We start from the raw sequence: 18,813 nt of genomic DNA on the forward strand, positions 1-18,813 counted from the left end.
CTTAGAGAAGGCTTTACGCTGTGCTATCAGCAGCACAACATCTTTTTGGTCAAGATCAATCTAAAATCCAAAATTCAAAATCAAAAATTGATTGACGACTAAATTATTTGCGGAGCATTGGATGATGGAATATACCTCATTACCTATTAATACTCAGAACCAAGTTCTGCCCCGCCCTGGATTTTTAGAAATTGAAAATTTAGTCAAGTCTTATCCGACACCTGATAAAGATAAGTTTGTCGTCTTAGATGGAGTTAATCTGACGATTGGTGAAGATGAATATATTTCTGTAATTGGTCACTCAGGTTGTGGGAAATCAACTCTATTAAAGATAGTAGCTGGTTTAGAAAAAGCAACTTCCGGCTCAGTCAGGCTAGATGGGAAAGAAATTCGTCAGCCGGGAGCCGAAAGGATGATGGTATTTCAGAACTATTCACTGTTACCTTGGTTAACAGTAAGAGAAAATATCCGTTTAGCCGTAGATGAAGTGTTAAAAAATGCTAATCGATCTGAAAAAATTAGCATTGTAAATCAACACTTGGCAATGGTAAACTTGACGGCGGCGGCCGACAAATATCCCGATGAAATTTCTGGAGGTATGAAACAACGAGTAGGTATTGCCAGAGCCTTAGCAATTCGTCCCAAAATGTTGCTGATGGATGAACCTTTTGGGGCACTAGATGCACTAACTCGTGGCAAATTAGAGCAGCAGGTATTGGATATTTGGGAAAATAATCGTCAAGCAGTGATGATGATTACCCACGATGTAGACGAAGCAATTTATATGTCCGATCGCATCGTCTTGATGACCAATGGCCCGGCTGCTAGTATCGGAGAGATTTTAGAAGTTCCTTTTGAGCGTCCGCGCGTTAGCGAAGCTCCTCTGAAAGAGGCTCGCGCCGCCATACGAAACTCAAAAGAGTATTTTGAACTCCGCAACCACGCCCTAAATTTCCTCGATCGATATTTTACCCAAGACGAGTAAATTAGATTATCATTTTTTTTAGTGGGTAGCCTAATTCAAATTCATGAAAGCTGGATTTGGAACGGAGGAACCATATTGTGGGGCGTATCTCAAAGAAAGTGAGGAGTTAAGAGTCGGGAGTTAGGAATTATTAATATTAACTCAGCACTCAGCACGGGCTAAACGCCCCGCTATCGCTAACACCACTCAGCACTCCTAAGAGAGAGACACCTTCCAGTCTTAGCCCGTCAGCTAACTCCGTAGGCAATGGAAGGAACCCCCAAGATTTTGGCTGTAATACAGTTATTATTGGGGTTTCCTTGACTGATTTCAGATTTGAGATTTTGGCGATCGTCACTCAATCTAAAATCCAAAATCTAAAATCTAAAATTTGTCCCCCTGCTTCTCATTGCTAATTCATTTCATTAGGAGAAGTAAAGCTGTGCAAATCAAACCAATGTTAGCACGTCTGCAAAGTGCCACAGGTCGAGATGACTTAATCGAACAAATGGTACTCGTGCCAGAACCAAAAAAACCTTTTTCTAAAAAACCTCAAAGTTCAAAAGCAGTTAACTTAATTGTTGCTTATGACGCATCTCCCAACAGTCATACAGCACTAGATATTGCTTTTTGGATTGCCCATCAAACCCGTTTAGCCACTAATGCAGAAGTCACAGTTCAAGCTGTTTATGTGGTAGAAGATAATCAAAGTAGTCAGTATTCAAATATCTTGAGTTTTCCAACACAACAGTTTCCGTTGGCATGTCAAGTTAGTGAAGTATCAAAGTCTGTCACACAGGTATTAACTCAACCCAAATTGCAGACTATGGTAACTCCCCTGCAACAAGCAGATATAATTCTCTGGCAAGCGCGAAGTTTAGCTGAAGAATGGCAGGGTTCCTTTAAATCTCATTTGCGGTTTGGCTGCATTTCTACAGAACTTAGCAAAGTAGTTGAATTAGAAACGGCTGATATTCTGTTTCTCGGTTGCAACTCTGTCAATCATCCGATGATTGAGGCTCTAGGTTCTAATTTTCCCTGTGCCGTTTTGGGTATTCCCAGTAGTATTGATGAATAATCGCTGTTTAAAATTCCAGTAATTTTTGTCAAATTTTGATCGGAGAAAAGTCACCTAACAACTAGGTGGCTTTTTTAGCTACTCAGTAAATAAACTTTGGGTAGAAACCAATGCAATACTGCTAAGACTAAAAAATAAAAATGTGTAGATTGGGTTACAATACGGTTCGGTTAAGGTTTTTTGATGAAAATTTTAGATCACTAAAGATGCGATAAATCATCGCAAAGACGAAAGATTAATTATTAGACATCTCCAGAAATTAAATATGCGTTATCCAGAATCCTTGTAGAGACGTAGCAGTGCTACGTCTCTACATTCATTTTCACTCCTATGTCTATTGTAGAGACGGCGATTCATCGCGTCTCTTGACTTAAGCGAACAGTATTGGATTGGGTTAGGGAACAAAACCCAATATTTTACGAGAAAATGCGATCGCTGTTCTTTGTAAGTATTTTATAGCAGCTTTTACGGAGTGGAATCGCATCGATTTATAGCGACTATCTTGAAAATCGAGCTTTTATATTGTAGAGTTTTATCGTTGCTCTCGAACACAAGCTCTGCATGGTAATGCCTGATTTAGAGGCTCTGCCTCCAGTCAGATATGGAGTCAGAGACTCAATGAATGCATTCCCAGTCGGAGACTGGGAACGAAAAAAGTCCTATCAAACAAGCTTTTTAGGACTTGTGTGTACATCGTAGCCGATATATTGGAGAGGGAAGCTGGAGACAGGATGAAGTTTTACATCTTATTTAATCTACCTTCCTAACCCAAGTTTATTGACCTATAGAGGGTGATAAAGGATAGCAAATATCATCAATTTAATTAAAACAAATCGCTATAAATAAGCAATTAAAAATTAAAAATCGACAGCATACAATTAATGTTTACATGCTAATTTAATTAATATTTTTAGCAAGAGATGGTAAAATTTATATCTTCCGTTGGATGACGGTTTCAACCCTTAGAGAGATGCTTTAAACAGCTAAATTCTACGATTCTGATCTAAAGAGTTAGGTAATGCCATAGGTAAAAACAATAAATACTAAGATTTGCTTCTCAAGAAATTCTTAATTCCCCAATTTTAAACTTAGAAAAAGGAAATCCAATGCTCCAAAGTACGGAAATCATGGTGGGACTCTACAAACCACTACTATGGGTGGCACAGACTCAAGTAGATGCCTCAAATATCACGCCAGCACAGGCATCGGTTCTCATTTCCGGGCCACGCTTTTTTGTGGCTTTAATCTCCGGCGTGATTCTAGCCTTTGCTTTCCAATTAGTTCTAACTAATCTCTCCCTTGCAGCCGGTATTTCCTACCTGGGGCACTCATCTGACTCGGATTCAGATAATGGGGAAGTCGGAAGTTTAGGCGGCAGTATTCGCAAAATCGGCACAGCAGTGGGGATTTGGACATTAGTCACTGTAACAGTCGCCTTATTAATCGCTTCTTTCCTAGCAGTAAAATTGAGCCTTGTAATCTCAGACCGAGGATTGGGAGCGATTCTCGGTTTGGTGATTTGGGGTGCTTACTTTTTGCTCCTAGTTTGGGTCAGTTCCACCACTGTAGGCTCTTTAATCGGCTCAGTTGTCAATACGGCAACATCTGGGTTTCAGGCGATTATGGGGACTGCTACTGCCGCCTTGGGTGCTAAAGCTATAAATAACCAAGTGGTAGCCACAGCAGAAGCCGCCGCCGCCGCTGTCCGTCGAGAACTCGGAAGCGCCATCGACCCCGCGAGTATCCGAGAAAACATTGAAGATTACTTAGAAAAGATCCGTCCTCCAGAACTCGATGTATCAAAGATTCGGAGCGATTTTGAAAATCTACTCAACGATCCGCAATTAAAAGCGATCGCCGGGACTCCAGATATCCGCAACATCGATCGCCAAAAATTTATCGAGTTAGTCAGCAGTCGCACCGATCTTTCCAAAAAAGATGTTAGCCGCATTGCTGATACTTTATTTAAAGTTTGGCAGCAAGTGGTAAGTCAGCAACCAGCCACCCAAGACCGTTTGGGTGAGTTAATCGATTATCTGAAATCACTCCCACCAGGACAAAACAAAACAGATGAACTCAACGCCAAGCTGGAACGGTTATTAGCAGAAAACCGTGGTTCTAAAGAATCTGGTCAAAAGGCAGCTACCGGGCCAATTCAAAGTACACTCCAGCAAGGATTATCTGCCTTAACCGGCATTGTGTTAGGACGCACAGATTTGTCTGATTTGGATGTGGAAAAAATCTTGGGTACTCTCACCAGCGCCAAAGATAAAGTCACCGAACAAGCAGATAAGCTAGGCTTGCCAACACCATCACAACCTTATAGCCCAATTCGGGCTGATGTGGAAAACTACCTGTACAATACTTATGCTTGGCAACTGAGTCCAGAAAGAATTGCCCAGGAATTTCATGATGTCATCTACGACCCAGCAGCCGACCCTGGAATCGTCCGCAGGGAACTAGAACGACTATCCCGCAATGATTTCGCCAAAATTTTGCAACAACGGGGATTGCTTACCCAAGGTCAAATTCAGCGCATTGCAAATCAGCTAGAAACTGTTCGCCAAGAAGTGCTAGTAACAGTCAGAGCTATTGAAGAAAGAGATATAGTCCAAGACTTGCAACGCGCAGTAGAAAGTTATCTGCTTGTTACTCCGAAAGCAGATTTGACTCCCGAAGGCATTGAGCAGAATTTCAAACCACTGCTGACAGACTCAGAAGCAGATTATGAAACCCTGACATTGCGATTGGCTCACATTGAACGCCAAGAAATTCGGGAGATATTGCTACAACGTAATGATGTCCAGCTATATGAAGTAGACAGCATTCTCGACGAGTTGGAAAAACAACGCGATCGCGTCTTGGTAGAATCCAAAGGACTAGCAGAACAGGCACAATATCAGGCAGAAACCCTGTGGCTGAATGTAGAATCATATCTGCGTAACACCGGCAAATCAGAACTGAATCCTGATGCCATCCGCGCCGACTTCAAAAAGCTACTAGAAGATCCGCAAGCTGGGATTACCTCAATTCGGGCGCGCTTATCTCGCTTTGACCGCGATACCTTAGTGCAATTGTTGAGTCAGCGAGAAGATTTGAGTGAAGATCAAGTTAATCAAATCATCAATGCTACTGAAGAGTCATGGCATAATATTCGCCATACACCCCAAGCTGTAGTCGATAAAGCGAAAGAGCAATACGACTCGGTGACGACAACGATCGCAGATTACTTACGAAACACTGGTAAACAAGAACTCAATCCAGAAGGTATTCAGCGAGACTTGACCAGATTGTTTGAAAATCCCAAAGAGGGAGCCGTCGCCCTGCGCCGTCGCTTGTCGCAGGTAGACCGGGATACACTGGTGAAATTACTCAGTCAACGCCAAGATTTGAGTGAAGAACAAGTCAATGAAATCATTGATTCCACCCAAACTTCGATTCGCAACTTTGTACGTGCGCCTCGTCGCCTAGCTAGCCGTACACAGCAAAGAGTGGAAACATTCAAAGGTTATCTAGAAGAGTATCTGCGTCAAACTGGCAAAGAAGAACTAAATCCAGAAGGTATCAAACGCGACTTGCAATTATTATTGCACGATCCGCGAGTTGGGGTGGAAAGTTTTAGCGATCGCCTTTCTCAGTTTGATCGTTCTACCATTATCGCCCTGCTGAAAATTCGGGAAGATATTTCTGATGAAGAAGCAGCGCGGATTGCCGATAGCATCGTATCCGTAAAGGATCAATTTGTCGAACAAGTGCGGAACATCCAACGAGGCATTCAAGATGCAATTGATGGGGTTTTTGCTCGTATCCGTAACTATCTCAACTCTCTGGATCGCCCAGAACTTAACTATGATAGTATTAAGCGCGATGTTCGCACATTTTTTGACGATCCTCAAGCAGGATTTGATGCTCTGCGCGATCGCCTCTCCTCCTTTGACCGTGATACCCTAGTGGCAATTATGAGTTCTCGTGAGGACATCTCCGAGGAAGACGCCAACCGGATCATCGACCAAATTGAACGGGCCCGCAACACAGTATTGCAACGTGCAGAACGCATACAGCATGAAGCCCAACGCCGCCTAGAACAGGTGAAGCATCAAGCACAGCGCCAAGCAGAAGAAACCCGCAAAGCCGCAGCGACAGCAGCGTGGTGGTTATTTGCCACAGCATCCGTTTCCGCCTTTTTCTCTGCATTAGGAGGAGCGATCGCTGTAGTTAAGCTGTAGTTAAACAAGTTGTCTCTGCTAATTTTTAAGCCTCCTACACTAGGAGGCTTTTCTATGTTTGGGATGTCATTTATCCTGAAATATATTGGCAATTTCATCTGAGTATGCCTTTCAATATAATCATATATGAATATGCTTGACCGCTCTAATCTCAGCCATTAGATAATTGAAAAGATATTTGTCTGAATGTTTTAATATTATTAGATAATTTGCAATAAGTCCTCAGCCTATTCTCAGTATAACGCCCCGGATTTTTTGCAAGTTAAAAATTTTTACCTAAGTAGCAAGCAATTTCAAAGAATGCAAAATACATTATTTGATAAAACCTTCCGTGATAGCAATGGCAAAATTGTTGTGGCTGAAATGCCAAACCCGCCACTTATTCTTTGGATAGTAGCTAGTTTACTAACTCTAATTTTTACAACTGGGAAAATCAATACAGTATTAGATGTTCTGGCAAATGGCTCCTTGTTCACTTGGGCGTGGCTGGAACTATTTCAAGGCGTTAACTATTTTCGCAGAGCGTTAGGTCTTGCTGTATTGATTGGTATTATTGTCTTAAAAATTCAGTATGTAGAATGATTTAAATAATAAAATAATACTAGTTGTTAAGTGGTATCACTGAACTCATCTTTTTATCCAAAGTCCAAAATGTGAATAAAGTCATACTTCAATTGTGACTTTATTCCCCTGTATTTTATTATTCAGTATTTTAAACTGGGAGTAATACAGCAAATCAATGAAGCTGTGCAGCAAACTCAAGTTAATTAATTGATGGAGATTTGAACATGAAACGTATTTTATTAGGTGCATTACTTGCTCTACCATTTGCAATTTCCTCCTTACCCTCACAAGCATCAGCAGCAGAACTAATTGTCAGACCCGATGTTCATAGAGTTGCTGTTGTGCATAAACCTGTTGTTGCTCGATATCAACGAAAGTTAATTCGTGCACATTGGGAAACAGTACGACGTGGTAACAGATGGGTTAAGATTCGAGTTCCTGCTCGATATGTAAATATAAGAGTTTAGTATCTGGATAGAGGCTAACAATCCTACTTGGGTTGTTAGCCTCTATTAGATAAAAACTTGTTGCTCAATAAGACTTGCAAAGCATCTATTAATATGAACATATATCAAACTTCTGGACTTTTTAAAAAACTTCTGATACTTATATTAGGAATTACTTTATTGACAGCCTGCGATTCCATTCAGGCTGAAGAAAGAAATATAGGTAAAGAAAAAATCTTGAGTGGCGATCATTATGGAGAATTAAATAACCAAGGAAAATTACGTACTTACTATTTTTATACTCCAAAATCTTATAATCCAGACCGCCCAATGCCGTTAGTTTTAGTGTTTCATGGAGATGATGGTAGTGGACGGTCTATTAGTAATGTGACTCACTTCAATGAATTAGCAGAGCAACAAGGATTTATTGTTGTTTATCCAGATGGAATTGACCAAAAATGGAGCCTGAGAGGTAACGCTCAAGGAAAGGTGGATGATGTTTTGTTTGTCAGTGCTTTGATCGATCGCCTTCAGCAGGATATCAATATTGATAGCCATAAAGTTTACGCCACTGGTTTTTCTAGAGGTGGCATACTTACCCAAGCACTGGCTTGTAAATTACCTGATAAAATTGCTGGTTTTGCATCAGTAGCGGGTTCGCTTCCAGTTAGACTCAAACCTAATTGCCAGCCTAAAACTTCCGTATCGATGTTAATGATTAACGGTACAAACGATCACGACGTACTTTATGAAGGTGACGACCACACTCAACGAGGAGCGCTGGTTTCGATCTCAGATATGGTAGATTTTTGGCGATCGCACGATCAATGTAGCTCATCAAAGGCATCTCCAAATTTTTCTGAAGAGAAAGTAAAAACCGCTCTCTACACAGCTTGCAGTGGCAACTCAGAAGTCTGGCAGCTAGCGGTAGTAAACGGTGGACATTTTTGGCCTGGTGGTTCCTCAACTGACGAGAACCTAAACAAATTCAATGCCAAGCTGGGGTTGAACGCCAGCGAAACAATTTGGAACTTTTTTCAACGTCACAGTTCATAGACCAAAGTTTTTTAAACACCATTTTGCTTAAACCATGCCAAGAGGCGTTTCCAGCCATCCTTCGCTTCCTTCTCGCGGTAGGAGGGGCGATAATCGGCAAAAAATGCGTGGGGCGCATCGGGATAGACGATAATTTCAGATTTGCTATTGCTGGATTTTAAGCGATCGCGCACCTGCTCTACAGTATCTAGAGGAATACCCGTATCCTTCCCACCATAAAGTCCGAGAATGGGGACTTTCAGCGTCGATACAATATCGATGGGGTACTTGGGCTGAAGTTCAGTGGCATCACCTACGAGTCGCCCGTACCATGCCACACCTGCCTTCACGCTGGGATTGTGCGCTGCATATAACCAGGTAATACGACCACCCCAACAAAAGCCTGTAATTCCCAACTTTTGGCCATTACCCTTAGCTGACTTCTTTGCCCAATCTACTGTGGCATCGAGATCAGATAACACCTGGGCATCTGGTACTTTAGCGACAATTGGGCGAATTTCGTCTATGCTGCTTAACTTTGAGACATCGCCTTGACGGATAAATAATTCCGGTGCGATCGCTAAATACCCCAACCGAGCAAAGCGACGAGTGATATCCTGAATATGCTCGTGTACGCCAAAGATTTCTTGAATTACCAAAACAATTGGGAAATTTTCACCAGTAGCCGGTGCTGCCCTATAGGCAGGAATTTCGCCATCTTTAACAGGAATTTTCACCGCACCAGCGACTAACCCCTTATCATCAGTGGTGATGACTCCGGCAGAAATGGGTTGTACTGCGAGGGCAAAACCTGTTGCTAGGGTGGCTGTTGCAATGAATTGGCGGCGAGTTACTTCTTGCATCATCTCTACCTTTAATTAGCGAAAATTTTATTATTTGTTATACGTACAGTACTATAAAATAAATACTACAACTTATCAATCAGCTTACCGCCTACCTGCTTTCCAATCCTCTCCACCGGATAACTGGGTTAAATTTTCAGCTAAAACTGCGGGTAACTCCTTAGCCGAATAGGAATAAGTTAGTGCCAAAAACTTCAATGCAGTCTGAATAATTTGGTTCCTATCCACTATTTCAGACAGTTGGAATTGATTATATATTTCATTCATTACTTGATCACTGGCATCAGCGATCGCATCTTCGATTACTTCCTCTTCTATCAAGCTCTCCCACTCACCTAAATTAATATAGTAAGATTTTTTATTATCTTTGATATTAAGACTTTTAATTTCTCGAATTGAATTACGAATAGAATTTGCCCATGAACCAGTTAATCGTTGTTCTACTTGGTTCTTAATCAAATGAATTAGCAGAATCCTTAAATAAGCTTGGATATTCCGCAGAATAGCTTGTTTACTCATGCCTTCTAATTCGTCTACAATTGCCAAGGCATCTGCATAACGTCCTTCCAGAATACTCTTTTTGAGGTCTATTAGTTCCTGTGTCATTTCTTCACTGCCAACCTGCTTAAGTACTATATAACATCACCTCTACTTTATTAATAGCAGAGTTTTTTAGCTGATATTAATAAAGTAGTATTATTCACTTATTCGCCTGTATCACCTGCAAACTTCCACCTGCATATAAAGTTGACTTACTCGCTTTAAAGCCAGTATTAGCTAACAACTCAACTAAATCAGTTTTCAGCAATTCCCAAGCTGTTTCCGTCTCAAACAACAACAAAAATATCGATATCCCAGGCCAAAATATCGGATTTGTCGGAGCGTGAAAATCTACCAACGTAAATACTCCTCCAGGTTTCAGCACTCGATAAACTTCATTAATAATTTTTTGTAATTGCTGAGGCTGCATCTCATGTAATGCAACACTGATATGCACCAAATCAAATAGATTATCTGCAAATGGCATCTCCTGGGCAAAAGCTTCTACATAAGAAGCTTCAGGTACATTTTGCCGCGCCCGTTGCAAAGACTTGGGTGAAGCGTCTAATCCTATTACGTTTTGTGAAGTTTTTGCCAAAAATTGCGTCGTTTGACCACTGCCACAACACAAATCTAAAATCTGAGTATCTGAGTGAATTGTTAAGCCTTGCAAAGCAAGTTGCCGAAAACGGGCTTCACCACCTACACTTAAGGCTGCTAAACGCGAAATACCATCATACAACCACTGATAACGGTAACTCCAATCTCTTAAAATTGTTGCCATTGCATATTTCCTTGCTATTAAGCTTTATATTTAATAAAGATATATTGTTAACATTAGTAAAAAACCTGAAAAGATTGGGGGAAAGTAACTGCTATGGGTCGTGTAGGCGTCTTATTACTCAATCTCGGTGGCCCCGACAAGCTAGAGGATGTCGGGCCGTTTTTGTACAACCTATTTTCCGATCCAGAAATTATTCGCCTACCATTTCGCTGGTTGCAAAAGCCCCTAGCCTGGTTTATTGCCACACGGCGAACCAGAACATCTCAAGCAAATTATAAGCAAATCGGTGGTGGTTCTCCACTGCGACGGATTACAGAAGCACAAGGGGAAGCTTTAAAAGAACAGTTGGGTTATTTGGGACAAGAAGCCAATATTTACGTAGGAATGCGTTATTGGCATCCCTATACAGAAGAAGCGATCGCACAGATTGCCCAAGATAATGTAGAACACCTAGTAATATTACCACTATATCCCCAGTTTTCCATTAGTACCAGTGGTTCCAGCTTCCGGCTTTTAGAAAAGATTTGGCAAGAAGATCCAAAACTTCAACCCATTGATTACACCGTCATTCCTTCTTGGTACAAAGAACCAGGCTACCTGCAAGCAATGGCGCAACTCATAGCCCAAGAACTTGAGCAGTTTCCTAACCCGGATGAGGTTCATATATTCTTCAGCGCTCACGGCGTTCCGAAAAGCTACGTTGAAGAAGCAGGCGACCCTTACCAGCAGGAAATTGAAGAATGTAGTGCCCTGATTATCCAGACCCTCAATCGACCCAATGCTCACACCTTAGCTTACCAAAGTCGTGTCGGCCCAGTAGAATGGCTCCAACCCTATACTGAAGATGCCCTCAAAGAACTAGGCGCACAAGGCGTAAAAGATTTGGTTGTAGTGCCAATCAGTTTTGTCTCAGAGCATATCGAGACACTACAAGAAATTGATATTGAGTATCGAGAAGTAGCCGAAGAAGCAGGAATCCACAACTTCCGCCGCGTACCGGCTCCCAATACCCATCCAGTATTTATTAATGCACTAGCCCAATTAGTGATTGATGCGCTGAGAAACCCTAGTTTCAAGCTTTCGCAAGCTGCCCAAATAAAAAAAATGGTAAAGATGTACCCCCAAGAGCGTTGGGAATGGGGACTGACAACTAGCGCTGAAGTATGGAATGGTCGGATTGCGATGCTGGGTTTTATTGCCTTAATCATTGAGCTAATTACCGGTCACGGCTTCTTGCACATGATTGGGATTTTGCAGTAAAGGGGGCTGGGGATTGGGGATTGGGTAATGAAGAGGGAGAGTGGAAGGGAAAAGCAGAAAGGAGTAGGAGAGGTAAAGGAAGAATAATATAATCCCTAATCCCCAGTTCTTAGTCCCCTACCACCCAATATGGTTCGCTTAAGGTTTTTTGATGAAAATTCTAGATCACAAAGACGCGATGAATCGCCATCTCTACCAAAAACTGATTATTGTAGGGACGGCGATTCATCGCATCTCTTGCCTTAACCGAACCTATTGCCCTACCACCAATCAATCCTCAATCCCCAGTCCCCAGTCCCCAGTCCCCAATCCCCAATCCCCAGTCCCTAGTACCTAGTCCCTAATCCCCTGCGCCAGTCATACCACTGCTTCGCACTACGAACTGCGAACCAGAGCAGTATTAAAGCAATTACTCCTCCTTGCCAAGGAGCATCAAAGGCAAAAAGTACTAGGGCAATGCACAAGGTATCTTGAAGAAAGACTGCCCACAATGGTAAGCCACGTAACCTATAGAACCAACCAACTTGGACTAGCTGGAGTACCAAAGCTAACAAACCTCCAATGATGGCAATCAACCAGTTTGGCGTTGCTGTTGCGGTAGCTACTCCTAACCCCATAATTGCGCCGACGATGGGAGACATGAATAACTGAACCAGTTGTAAAAATCTTTGCCCCCATAGTTTTTTTGAGACTAATAATTCAATTAATGACCAGCTGGTGAGGCAACCTAATAATAGTGGTGGAGAAATGTGAGATAAAATTGGAACTTGTGACCACAAATCACTACCTTGCAATAGTCCAATAATCAACAAAGGTATGCCTATTCTCATTCCTGCTGCCGCAGAGGCAGAAAGTGTGGCTAGGATTTCAATCATCAAAGCACTGTTAACACTAATAAATAAGTATTTGTTCTATATACTACCCAGTGTAAACAATAATTTCAGCATTAGAGGGACACTCTTCAACAATGCAATACTAAATATTGTTGGTATCTTTTTATATCTTGTTTTATAATATCTGCGTATTTTTGGGGTAAGGGACTTCCAAATAAAAAAATATCCAATTAACTTGGGCGTCTCGCCCGCCCAGTCGATATGGCGGGCAAGATGCCCACCCCACAATATTGGATAATTTATTTCTTGGAGTTCCCTAAAAGGTTAGTAGCAAGCGCTTAAGCGCTCACTACAGGTAAATTAATGCTAAATTCCTAATCGTTGGTAAACTTCTTCTAAATGCCGCAGATGTTGCTGGGGGTCGAAACACACCTCTAGTTCTTCTGGAGACAGCTTTTGGGTAACACGCGGGTCTTTGCTAATTAAGTCCTGAAAGTTGCCTGCTGGTTTGTTCCAAGCGGCGTGAGCGCTTTCTTGGACGATCGCATAAGCATCTTCTCGGTTGCTTCCCTTGTCTATCAAAGCCAGTAATACTTTTTGGCTGAACACAACGCCACCGTAACAGTTGAGATTCCGTTTCATGTTCTCAGGATAGACTAACAGGTTTTTCACCAAGTCGGTTATTTCTGACAACATGAAGTGAGTCAAAGTGCAAGCATCTGGCAAAATTACCCGCTCTACAGAACTATGGGAAATGTCTCGCTCATGCCAGAGGGCAACGTTTTCTAAAGCTGCACCTGCGTGACTTCTGACGAGTCGTGCCATTCCCGTTAATCGTTCCGAACGAATGGGATTGCGCTTGTGTGGCATTGCTGAGGAACCTTTTTGACCTTTGGCGAAAAATTCTTCAACTTCTAGAACGTCTGTTTTTTGGAGATTGCGAATTTCTACAGCAAAGCGTTCAATGGTGGCTGCTACCAAGGCTAATTGTTGCACGTAGTCAGCGTGGCGATCGCGGGAAATAACTTGTGTTGAGGCTGTATCGGGTTTTAGTCCGAGTTTTTGACAAGCGATCGCTTCTACACGGGGTTCAATATTGGCATAAGTTCCCACCGCACCAGAAATCTTACCCACAGCGATCGTTTGCCGGAGTATTATCAGGCGTTCTTGATGTCGCAACACCTCTGCTAACCAACCAGCTAGCTTAAAACCAAAAGTAATTGGTTCAGCGTGAATACCATGCGATCGGCCAGCCATCACTGTATGACGATGTTCCCGTGCTTTTTGGCGAATTACCTGAATCAAATCTTCTAGACGTTGCAACAATATATCTAGGCTGGCAACTAATTGCAGTGCTAAAGCCGTATCCAAAACATCCGAACTAGTTAAACCCAGGTGAATATAGCGTCCAGCATCACCTACATATTCGTTGACATTTGTCAAGAAAGCAATGACATCATGGCGGACTACAGCTTCAATTTCTAACACCCGCTTCGGGTCAAAATCTGCTTTGGCTTTAATTTCCTCAACAGCTTCAGATGGAATGTAACCAAGTTCAGCTTGAGCCTCACAAACAGCAATTTCGACTTGCAGCCAAGTTTTTAGTTTATAGGCTTCATTCCACAGATTAGCCATTTCGGGCAAAGTATAACGCTCAATCACAGTTCGGCACAGAATACAACCGTCATATTTTACAGTTTAATTAATCTAGATCGCTTTTTAACGCTACTTTTTGCTCAGGGACGGAACTAGTTTTTGAATCCGACATGATGATACTAATCCTGCCATCAGCCTCTATATACGCGAACTTCACATCAGCTAAAAATTCTACACCTTGCTGACGTAGCTTGCTCATCAACTCATCCTCTGTAATTAACTCTCGTTGCAGATGAGGTTCAATCATCCGACCATTTTTTACCAGCAGCAGTGGTGGCGGATTCAAGAAACGTTGGAACTGGGGAAGTTTGTAGCCTAACCAATTCAGCAAGTAACTCCAAAAAATCACCGTTCCGACCAGAATCGCACCTTCAGTAATCGATGTGTAATTACTTGCCATTGCATTTTGAGCAGCTTCCGCAAATAACACAACTACGAGTAAATCAGTAATTCCTAGCGTTCCTAATTGTCGGCTAGGAAGTAGGCGTAGCACTGAGAACAGCGCTAAGTAGACCAGTGAACCACGGATAATCAACTCAAATACACTGATACTAGGAACAAAAATTGCGTGCCAATTGATGAAAAACCATTTTTCCATATAATTCTGGAAAAAATCCAGTATAAATTTATTTGTGTTTTTTTATAAAGCTGACTTTTATTAGAAGTTATATCATCTCTGGTTGATGACTTAATTAAACCCGAATAACTCCACCCAACTGACGGGGAAGAAATTCAAATATGGGAATCATCACTAATTAACCAGATTTGATATTAAATGCTTCAATATCTATCAGATTTAGAAGTATAATTTTACTGCAATCATGGATTAAAATCGCTGATTTCTTCTTCTCTGTTTTAAGCGCTTGGGCTTTTTAAAATTCTGAAATAAGGGATTAATAAAACTGGAAGATGTCTTTTTATTAGTGGATACTTGCTTGGTTGAAGTAGTGTCATCATATTTTGTATTATCAGACAGAGGTATGGCATGTTTAGTTGGAGTTATGCCGCTACCGTATCTTCTGGCATAAACTTGGGTAAACTCTGCACCAAAGAAAAGAATCTGTGCGGCATAATTAACCCAAGCTAAAATCACAACCAGTGAACCAGCAGCACCATAAGCTGAACCAAAACTACCATTACCTAAATATTGTCCTAATAAAAATCTCCCGATGGAAAACAAAAATGAGGTGAGAATAGCTCCAACTAAAACGTCACTCCAAGCAATTTTGACATCTGGGAGAACTTTAAAAATTAGTCCAAATAGGAACGTAGTGATGGCAAAAGAGAGGATGAAATTGAGAATCTGCCAGATAAAATCAACACCTGGTAACAAGTTGCTAAAGTATGTTACTAATGCTGCTAACGCCGTACTAATTACCAGAGAAACTAAAAGTAAAAAGCCAATCCCAATCACCATTGCAAAGGACAAAAAACGTAGGCGAATCATGTTAGTTACGCCACGTCCAGGTTTTGGTTTCACTTCCCAAATCGTGTTCATGGCATCTTGCAATTCAGTAAATAAACCAGTAGCACCTAAGATCAAAACTACAACACTAATAATGGATGCGATCGCTCCTGTTTGTGGTTTGTTAGCATTCTGAATCGCTGTTTCGAGAAACTTTGCGCCATCTGGCCCGACTAAACCTTGGATTTGTCCGACGATTTGACCTCTTGCCGCTTCCTCTCCATACACTGCACCTGCGATCGCAATTACAATAATTAGCAACGGTGCAATGGAAAAAATCGTGTAATAAGCTAACGCCGCCGCTAACCTTGAGGCTTTATCCTCACTCCATTCTTTGAATGTCTCTTGTAATAACTTCCAAATTGCTCGCAGATTCATCAAATCAGTCTCCTTCTAGGGATGTTGCTTAGTCCCTGATATATTGGATACTGATTTACTGAGTTGTAACATCCTCCCAAGGGTGTTTTTGCAGCGTCCTTGGGGAGGAGTTTAGAACTTTATCGCCAATTGGCGATAATTAAAGATGCGCTAATGTTGATCCTATAGCCTATCTAGAAGCAATGACACAGACCGCAGCAATTACAGAAGCGATTACCACTCTTGAGGATGCAGAAAATCGATTTGGTTTTGTCCGCGTTGAAGACGAGCAATTTTTCCCAGAGTGGTATGAGGGATTGTCTGAAATTACAGAAGCGGAAAAAGCCTCTGTAGATGTCGTGCGTCGTAGGTATCTTTATCACCGTGCCGGGGGTGATTTACTAGAAGGGACAGTCATATTGTTGTTAGTATCACCAATACTTGCACTCTCTGGATTTTACGATCCTCCTTTCAGAATTAAGGCTGAATCATCCGTGGAACTAGTGCTAAATGATGGTGAGGAGATATTGCGCGGAAGGATTGATGTTTTAGTGTTACAAGATCAGTTGTGGGTGATGGTGTTGGAGTCAAAAAAAACCACGCTATCAGTTTGGTCAGCTTTACCGCAAGCCCTAGCTTATATGATGGCTAACCCTAACCCCAGTAAACCTGTGTTTGGGATGGTGACGAATGGAGACGATATTTTATTTGTGAAAGTGACGCAAACAAATACGCCACAGTACGATTTGTCAAGAGTTTTTGCCCCGTTTGCATCCGCGAGAGAACTGTACGCCGTTTTGCAAATTCTCAAGCGTATTGGTCAGTTAATTTCTTCTGCGTCTACAGCTTTATAAAGTCCAATAAATATATAAAGTCCAATAAATATTGAAGCTTTTCAAACTATCGAACGTTACCTGTAGTTTTTCATAAGCCGAAACCAAATCATTAGTAGCCGCTCGTCGAATGACTTGAAATCGTCCACGAAGTTGTTCCTCGACAGTAACAATTGTAATCGCTAATTCGCCAGCTTCAATCATGTTTAGGCGACGAACAATTTCTAAATTTCCTCTCTGGAAAAGAGAAACGCTATCAGTATCGAGAATCCAAAGACTCAACTTGCTTCCCTCTGATTCTCAGTAGTATCCAATTCTTGACGATACTCTTGAATATACTGCTGAACTACGTCAAAGTCTGGATCATCTTTAAATACTCCTGCAAATTTCATCCAAGGTTTTTGAGATTGATGAGTTTGAGGCAATTTGATTTCCATCGGAATGACTTCAACTTTGTCCAGATGTTGAACCAAAAGCTGGTTCAGTTTCAAGAGTACCTGTTCACGAGTTGCCGCTTCGACACGATACTGTGGAAGTTCCAAAATAGATGCGATCGCGCTACCATCTTCTCTAATTTCCAGCAAAATATTGACTTTTAAATTTGTGGTCTGTGATTCTGCTAAAGTATTGATTTCCATAAGATTTGGACTGTCACTCATTTATTAGAATCATAGCTTTAGCTTTGCTGTTCTAGCTGCTGGTAGCACGAATTATCTGCGTTAACCTTTGATAGAGTTAAGCCATCATATAAGAAAACTACTGCATTCTGTCGATTGTGCGATACTGAATTGCTTCCGCCACATGATTAGTTTTTAGCTCATCTTCTCCTGCTAAATCTGCAATAGTTCGTGCTACTTTGAGAATGCGATCGCTGGCTCTGGCTGATAAACCTAATTTTCTAATTGCTGCTTCTAATAAATTGCGACTAGCATCATCTAACTTGCACCATTTCTGGAGATGACGACTTTGCAAATGGGCATTGCAACGCAGATTTGCTTCTCCTTGGAAACGGGTGATGGCGCGATCGCTTGCTTGTTGCACCCTTTCGCGTACTGATGTTGATGTTTCTCCTGTCGGTTGTTGGGTAATTTCTTCTGGTTTTAAGCGATTTACTGCAACTTGTAAATCAATTCGATCCATCAACGGCCCAGAAAGTTTTGCCCAATATTGCTCGCGTTGCCGGGGAGAACAAGTACATTGTTGGATGGTATCGCCATAGTAACCGCAAGGACAGGGATTAGTACTCGCCACCAAAGTAAACTGCGCGGGAAACATTACCGATAATTTGGTGCGGGAAATTGTGACGTAGCCATCTTCTAGAGGTTGACGCAGAAATTCCAACACATCTCGTTTAAATTCTGTCAACTCGTCCAGAAACTTCCGACATTAGCAAGTATTCGCTATTGTTAATTCGTCCAAAAACTTCCGACACTAGTAAGCGCCTAGTGGAACGAGCTTGTCCCGTTCCACTAAGCGCTTTTTTACTGCTCAATCCGTTCCGCGATCGCTCTTAATAAATCAGCCATTTCCTTCTGATTCAGCAGTTCAATGTGGAAACTGACGCCTTCTCCCGGAATGCCATTAATTGAAATCTTCGGACGAGCTAATCGAGCAATTATGTGCTGGGCTACTTTCGCCGCCTCGGCATCGGGGAGTTGATTAATCATCGGAATGATATCTTCAGCTATGCGATATTGGCGGATCTCTGGAGTATGTGCTTTCGCCTCTAAGATGGCTATCAACTCTTCTTTGGAGTAGCCAACTAAAGGCGCGATTTTTTGCAAAGTAGTAACCTCCGGTTCATGGAGATCAGCTTCCTCTAACCGTGTTACAGTCCTGTGACTGATTCCAGCTTTTTTTGCAAAAGCTCGCACGGAATCTTGTCCTCGCGCTGTTTTGACTATTTCTG

General features: G+C 41.8%; 19 protein-coding genes, 1 pseudogene and 1 riboswitch. Of the genes and pseudogenes, 9 read left to right on the plus strand and 11 right to left on the minus strand.

The window, feature by feature from the left end; genetic code table 11:
* The first annotated feature begins 124 nt into the window (after positions 1-124).
* The 6 genes from V7K76_RS12690 to V7K76_RS12715 all read left to right on the plus strand — a co-directional run bounded on the left by V7K76_RS12690 (position 125) and on the right by V7K76_RS12715 (position 8,334).
* Entirely contained in the window at positions 125-985 is an 861-nt protein-coding gene (locus V7K76_RS12690) for an ABC transporter ATP-binding protein (RefSeq protein ID WP_334780576.1), read from the plus strand.
* A gap of 17 nt (positions 986-1,002) precedes the next feature.
* A riboswitch (cyclic di-AMP (ydaO/yuaA leader) is annotated at positions 1,003-1,246 on the plus strand.
* A gap of 175 nt (positions 1,247-1,421) precedes the next feature.
* A complete protein-coding gene (locus tag V7K76_RS12695) occupies positions 1,422-2,042 on the plus strand; it encodes a universal stress protein (protein WP_334780575.1) in 621 nt (206 codons plus the stop codon).
* Between the two features lie 1,106 nt (positions 2,043-3,148).
* A complete protein-coding gene (locus V7K76_RS12700; RefSeq protein ID WP_334780502.1) occupies positions 3,149-6,268 on the plus strand; it encodes an MFS transporter in 3,120 nt (1,039 codons plus the stop codon).
* A 300-nt stretch (positions 6,269-6,568) separates the two neighbouring features.
* Positions 6,569-6,850 (plus strand): hypothetical protein, encoded by a 282-nt coding sequence (locus tag V7K76_RS12705; RefSeq protein WP_334780501.1) that lies wholly within the window; start codon positions 6,569-6,571, stop codon positions 6,848-6,850.
* 206 nt (positions 6,851-7,056) lie between these two features.
* Complete coding sequence (locus tag V7K76_RS12710; RefSeq protein ID WP_334780500.1) at positions 7,057-7,299, plus strand: hypothetical protein; 243 nt, start codon at positions 7,057-7,059, stop codon at positions 7,297-7,299.
* Between the two features lie 93 nt (positions 7,300-7,392).
* Positions 7,393-8,334 (plus strand): extracellular catalytic domain type 1 short-chain-length polyhydroxyalkanoate depolymerase, encoded by a 942-nt coding sequence (locus V7K76_RS12715; RefSeq protein ID WP_335029798.1) that lies wholly within the window; start codon positions 7,393-7,395, stop codon positions 8,332-8,334.
* 11 nt (positions 8,335-8,345) lie between these two features.
* On the opposite strand, the gene V7K76_RS12720 is transcribed toward V7K76_RS12715, so the two are convergent.
* The 3 genes from V7K76_RS12720 to V7K76_RS12730 all read right to left on the minus strand — a co-directional run bounded on the left by V7K76_RS12720 (position 8,346) and on the right by V7K76_RS12730 (position 10,500).
* Positions 8,346-9,176: a dienelactone hydrolase family protein gene (locus tag V7K76_RS12720; protein ID WP_334780574.1), complete on the minus strand. Its 831-nt coding sequence runs from the start codon at positions 9,174-9,176 to the stop codon at positions 8,346-8,348.
* 84 nt (positions 9,177-9,260) lie between these two features.
* The gene (locus V7K76_RS12725; RefSeq protein WP_334780498.1) at positions 9,261-9,782 is read right to left on the minus strand and encodes a DUF29 family protein; all 522 of its coding nucleotides are present in this window, start codon (positions 9,780-9,782) and stop codon (positions 9,261-9,263) included.
* Positions 9,783-9,876: 94 nt separating this feature from the next.
* Positions 9,877-10,500: a class I SAM-dependent methyltransferase gene (locus V7K76_RS12730; RefSeq protein ID WP_334780497.1), complete on the minus strand. Its 624-nt coding sequence runs from the start codon at positions 10,498-10,500 to the stop codon at positions 9,877-9,879.
* A 93-nt stretch (positions 10,501-10,593) separates the two neighbouring features.
* Between V7K76_RS12730 and hemH the strand changes: the two genes are divergently transcribed.
* Positions 10,594-11,760, plus strand: a complete 1,167-nt coding sequence (gene hemH, locus V7K76_RS12735) for a ferrochelatase (RefSeq protein ID WP_334780496.1) — start codon at positions 10,594-10,596, stop codon at positions 11,758-11,760.
* Positions 11,761-11,911: 151 nt separating this feature from the next.
* Positions 11,912-12,097: a hypothetical protein gene (locus tag V7K76_RS12740; RefSeq protein ID WP_334780495.1), complete on the plus strand. Its 186-nt coding sequence runs from the start codon at positions 11,912-11,914 to the stop codon at positions 12,095-12,097.
* On the opposite strand, the gene V7K76_RS12745 is transcribed toward V7K76_RS12740, so the two are convergent.
* The 4 genes from V7K76_RS12745 to V7K76_RS12760 all read right to left on the minus strand — a co-directional run bounded on the left by V7K76_RS12745 (position 12,087) and on the right by V7K76_RS12760 (position 16,092).
* Positions 12,087-12,635, minus strand: coding sequence for a DUF4126 domain-containing protein (locus V7K76_RS12745; RefSeq protein WP_334780494.1), 549 nt, complete (start codon positions 12,633-12,635; stop codon positions 12,087-12,089). The two genes, V7K76_RS12740 and V7K76_RS12745, sit on opposite strands and share 11 nt — an antisense overlap.
* A gap of 324 nt (positions 12,636-12,959) precedes the next feature.
* Positions 12,960-14,255 (minus strand): adenylosuccinate lyase, encoded by a 1,296-nt coding sequence (gene purB, locus V7K76_RS12750; protein WP_179063707.1) that lies wholly within the window; start codon positions 14,253-14,255, stop codon positions 12,960-12,962.
* A 40-nt stretch (positions 14,256-14,295) separates the two neighbouring features.
* Entirely contained in the window at positions 14,296-14,847 is a 552-nt protein-coding gene (locus tag V7K76_RS12755) for a DUF421 domain-containing protein (protein WP_334780493.1), read from the minus strand.
* A 228-nt stretch (positions 14,848-15,075) separates the two neighbouring features.
* On the minus strand, positions 15,076-16,092 hold the full coding sequence (locus V7K76_RS12760; protein ID WP_334953578.1) for a YihY/virulence factor BrkB family protein: 1,017 nt from the start codon (positions 16,090-16,092) through the stop codon (positions 15,076-15,078).
* A 182-nt stretch (positions 16,093-16,274) separates the two neighbouring features.
* Here V7K76_RS12760 and V7K76_RS12765 point away from each other — a divergent pair, with 182 nt between their 5' ends.
* Entirely contained in the window at positions 16,275-16,925 is a 651-nt protein-coding gene (locus V7K76_RS12765; RefSeq protein WP_334780491.1) for a type I restriction endonuclease, read from the plus strand.
* On the opposite strand, the gene V7K76_RS12770 is transcribed toward V7K76_RS12765, so the two are convergent.
* The 4 genes and pseudogenes from V7K76_RS12770 to V7K76_RS12785 form a co-directional block, all read right to left on the minus strand.
* Positions 16,920-17,186 (minus strand): hypothetical protein, encoded by a 267-nt coding sequence (locus tag V7K76_RS12770; protein WP_334780490.1) that lies wholly within the window; start codon positions 17,184-17,186, stop codon positions 16,920-16,922. The two genes, V7K76_RS12765 and V7K76_RS12770, sit on opposite strands and share 6 nt — an antisense overlap.
* On the minus strand, positions 17,183-17,542 hold the full coding sequence (locus V7K76_RS12775) for a hypothetical protein (RefSeq protein ID WP_334780489.1): 360 nt from the start codon (positions 17,540-17,542) through the stop codon (positions 17,183-17,185). Before V7K76_RS12775 ends, V7K76_RS12770 begins: the two co-directional genes overlap by 4 nt.
* A gap of 118 nt (positions 17,543-17,660) precedes the next feature.
* A pseudogene (locus V7K76_RS12780) lies at positions 17,661-18,281 on the minus strand (ATP-binding protein); the annotation flags it as partial.
* Between the two features lie 104 nt (positions 18,282-18,385).
* On the minus strand, positions 18,386-18,813 hold a 428-nt coding region (locus V7K76_RS12785), incomplete at its 5' end, for a helix-turn-helix domain-containing protein (RefSeq protein WP_335029799.1).

It is taken from the genome of Nostoc sp. (genome assembly GCF_036917975.1).
GTDB lineage: Bacteria > Cyanobacteriota > Cyanobacteriia > Cyanobacteriales > Nostocaceae > Nostoc.

What these genes read in the sequence shown, in the direction of transcription:
- V7K76_RS12690 (WP_334780576.1), top strand. Translation starts at nt 125, where the DNA reads ATGGAATATACCTCATTACCTATTAATACTCAGAACCAAGTTCTGCCC.
- V7K76_RS12695 (WP_334780575.1), top strand. Translation starts at nt 1,422, where the DNA reads ATGTTAGCACGTCTGCAAAGTGCCACAGGTCGAGATGACTTAATCGAA.
- V7K76_RS12700 (WP_334780502.1), top strand. Translation starts at nt 3,149, where the DNA reads ATGCTCCAAAGTACGGAAATCATGGTGGGACTCTACAAACCACTACTA.
- V7K76_RS12705 (WP_334780501.1), top strand. Translation starts at nt 6,569, where the DNA reads ATGCAAAATACATTATTTGATAAAACCTTCCGTGATAGCAATGGCAAA.
- V7K76_RS12710 (WP_334780500.1), top strand. Translation starts at nt 7,057, where the DNA reads ATGAAACGTATTTTATTAGGTGCATTACTTGCTCTACCATTTGCAATT.
- V7K76_RS12715 (WP_335029798.1), top strand. Translation starts at nt 7,393, where the DNA reads ATGAACATATATCAAACTTCTGGACTTTTTAAAAAACTTCTGATACTT.
- V7K76_RS12720 (WP_334780574.1), bottom strand. Translation starts at nt 9,176, where the DNA reads ATGCAAGAAGTAACTCGCCGCCAATTCATTGCAACAGCCACCCTAGCA.
- V7K76_RS12725 (WP_334780498.1), bottom strand. Translation starts at nt 9,782, where the DNA reads ATGACACAGGAACTAATAGACCTCAAAAAGAGTATTCTGGAAGGACGT.
- V7K76_RS12730 (WP_334780497.1), bottom strand. Translation starts at nt 10,500, where the DNA reads ATGGCAACAATTTTAAGAGATTGGAGTTACCGTTATCAGTGGTTGTAT.
- hemH (WP_334780496.1), top strand. Translation starts at nt 10,594, where the DNA reads ATGGGTCGTGTAGGCGTCTTATTACTCAATCTCGGTGGCCCCGACAAG.
- V7K76_RS12740 (WP_334780495.1), top strand. Translation starts at nt 11,912, where the DNA reads ATGAAAATTCTAGATCACAAAGACGCGATGAATCGCCATCTCTACCAA.
- V7K76_RS12745 (WP_334780494.1), bottom strand. Translation starts at nt 12,635, where the DNA reads ATGATTGAAATCCTAGCCACACTTTCTGCCTCTGCGGCAGCAGGAATG.
- V7K76_RS12755 (WP_334780493.1), bottom strand. Translation starts at nt 14,847, where the DNA reads ATGGAAAAATGGTTTTTCATCAATTGGCACGCAATTTTTGTTCCTAGT.
- V7K76_RS12760 (WP_334953578.1), bottom strand. Translation starts at nt 16,092, where the DNA reads ATGAATCTGCGAGCAATTTGGAAGTTATTACAAGAGACATTCAAAGAA.
- V7K76_RS12765 (WP_334780491.1), top strand. Translation starts at nt 16,275, where the DNA reads ATGACACAGACCGCAGCAATTACAGAAGCGATTACCACTCTTGAGGAT.
- V7K76_RS12775 (WP_334780489.1), bottom strand. Translation starts at nt 17,542, where the DNA reads ATGGAAATCAATACTTTAGCAGAATCACAGACCACAAATTTAAAAGTC.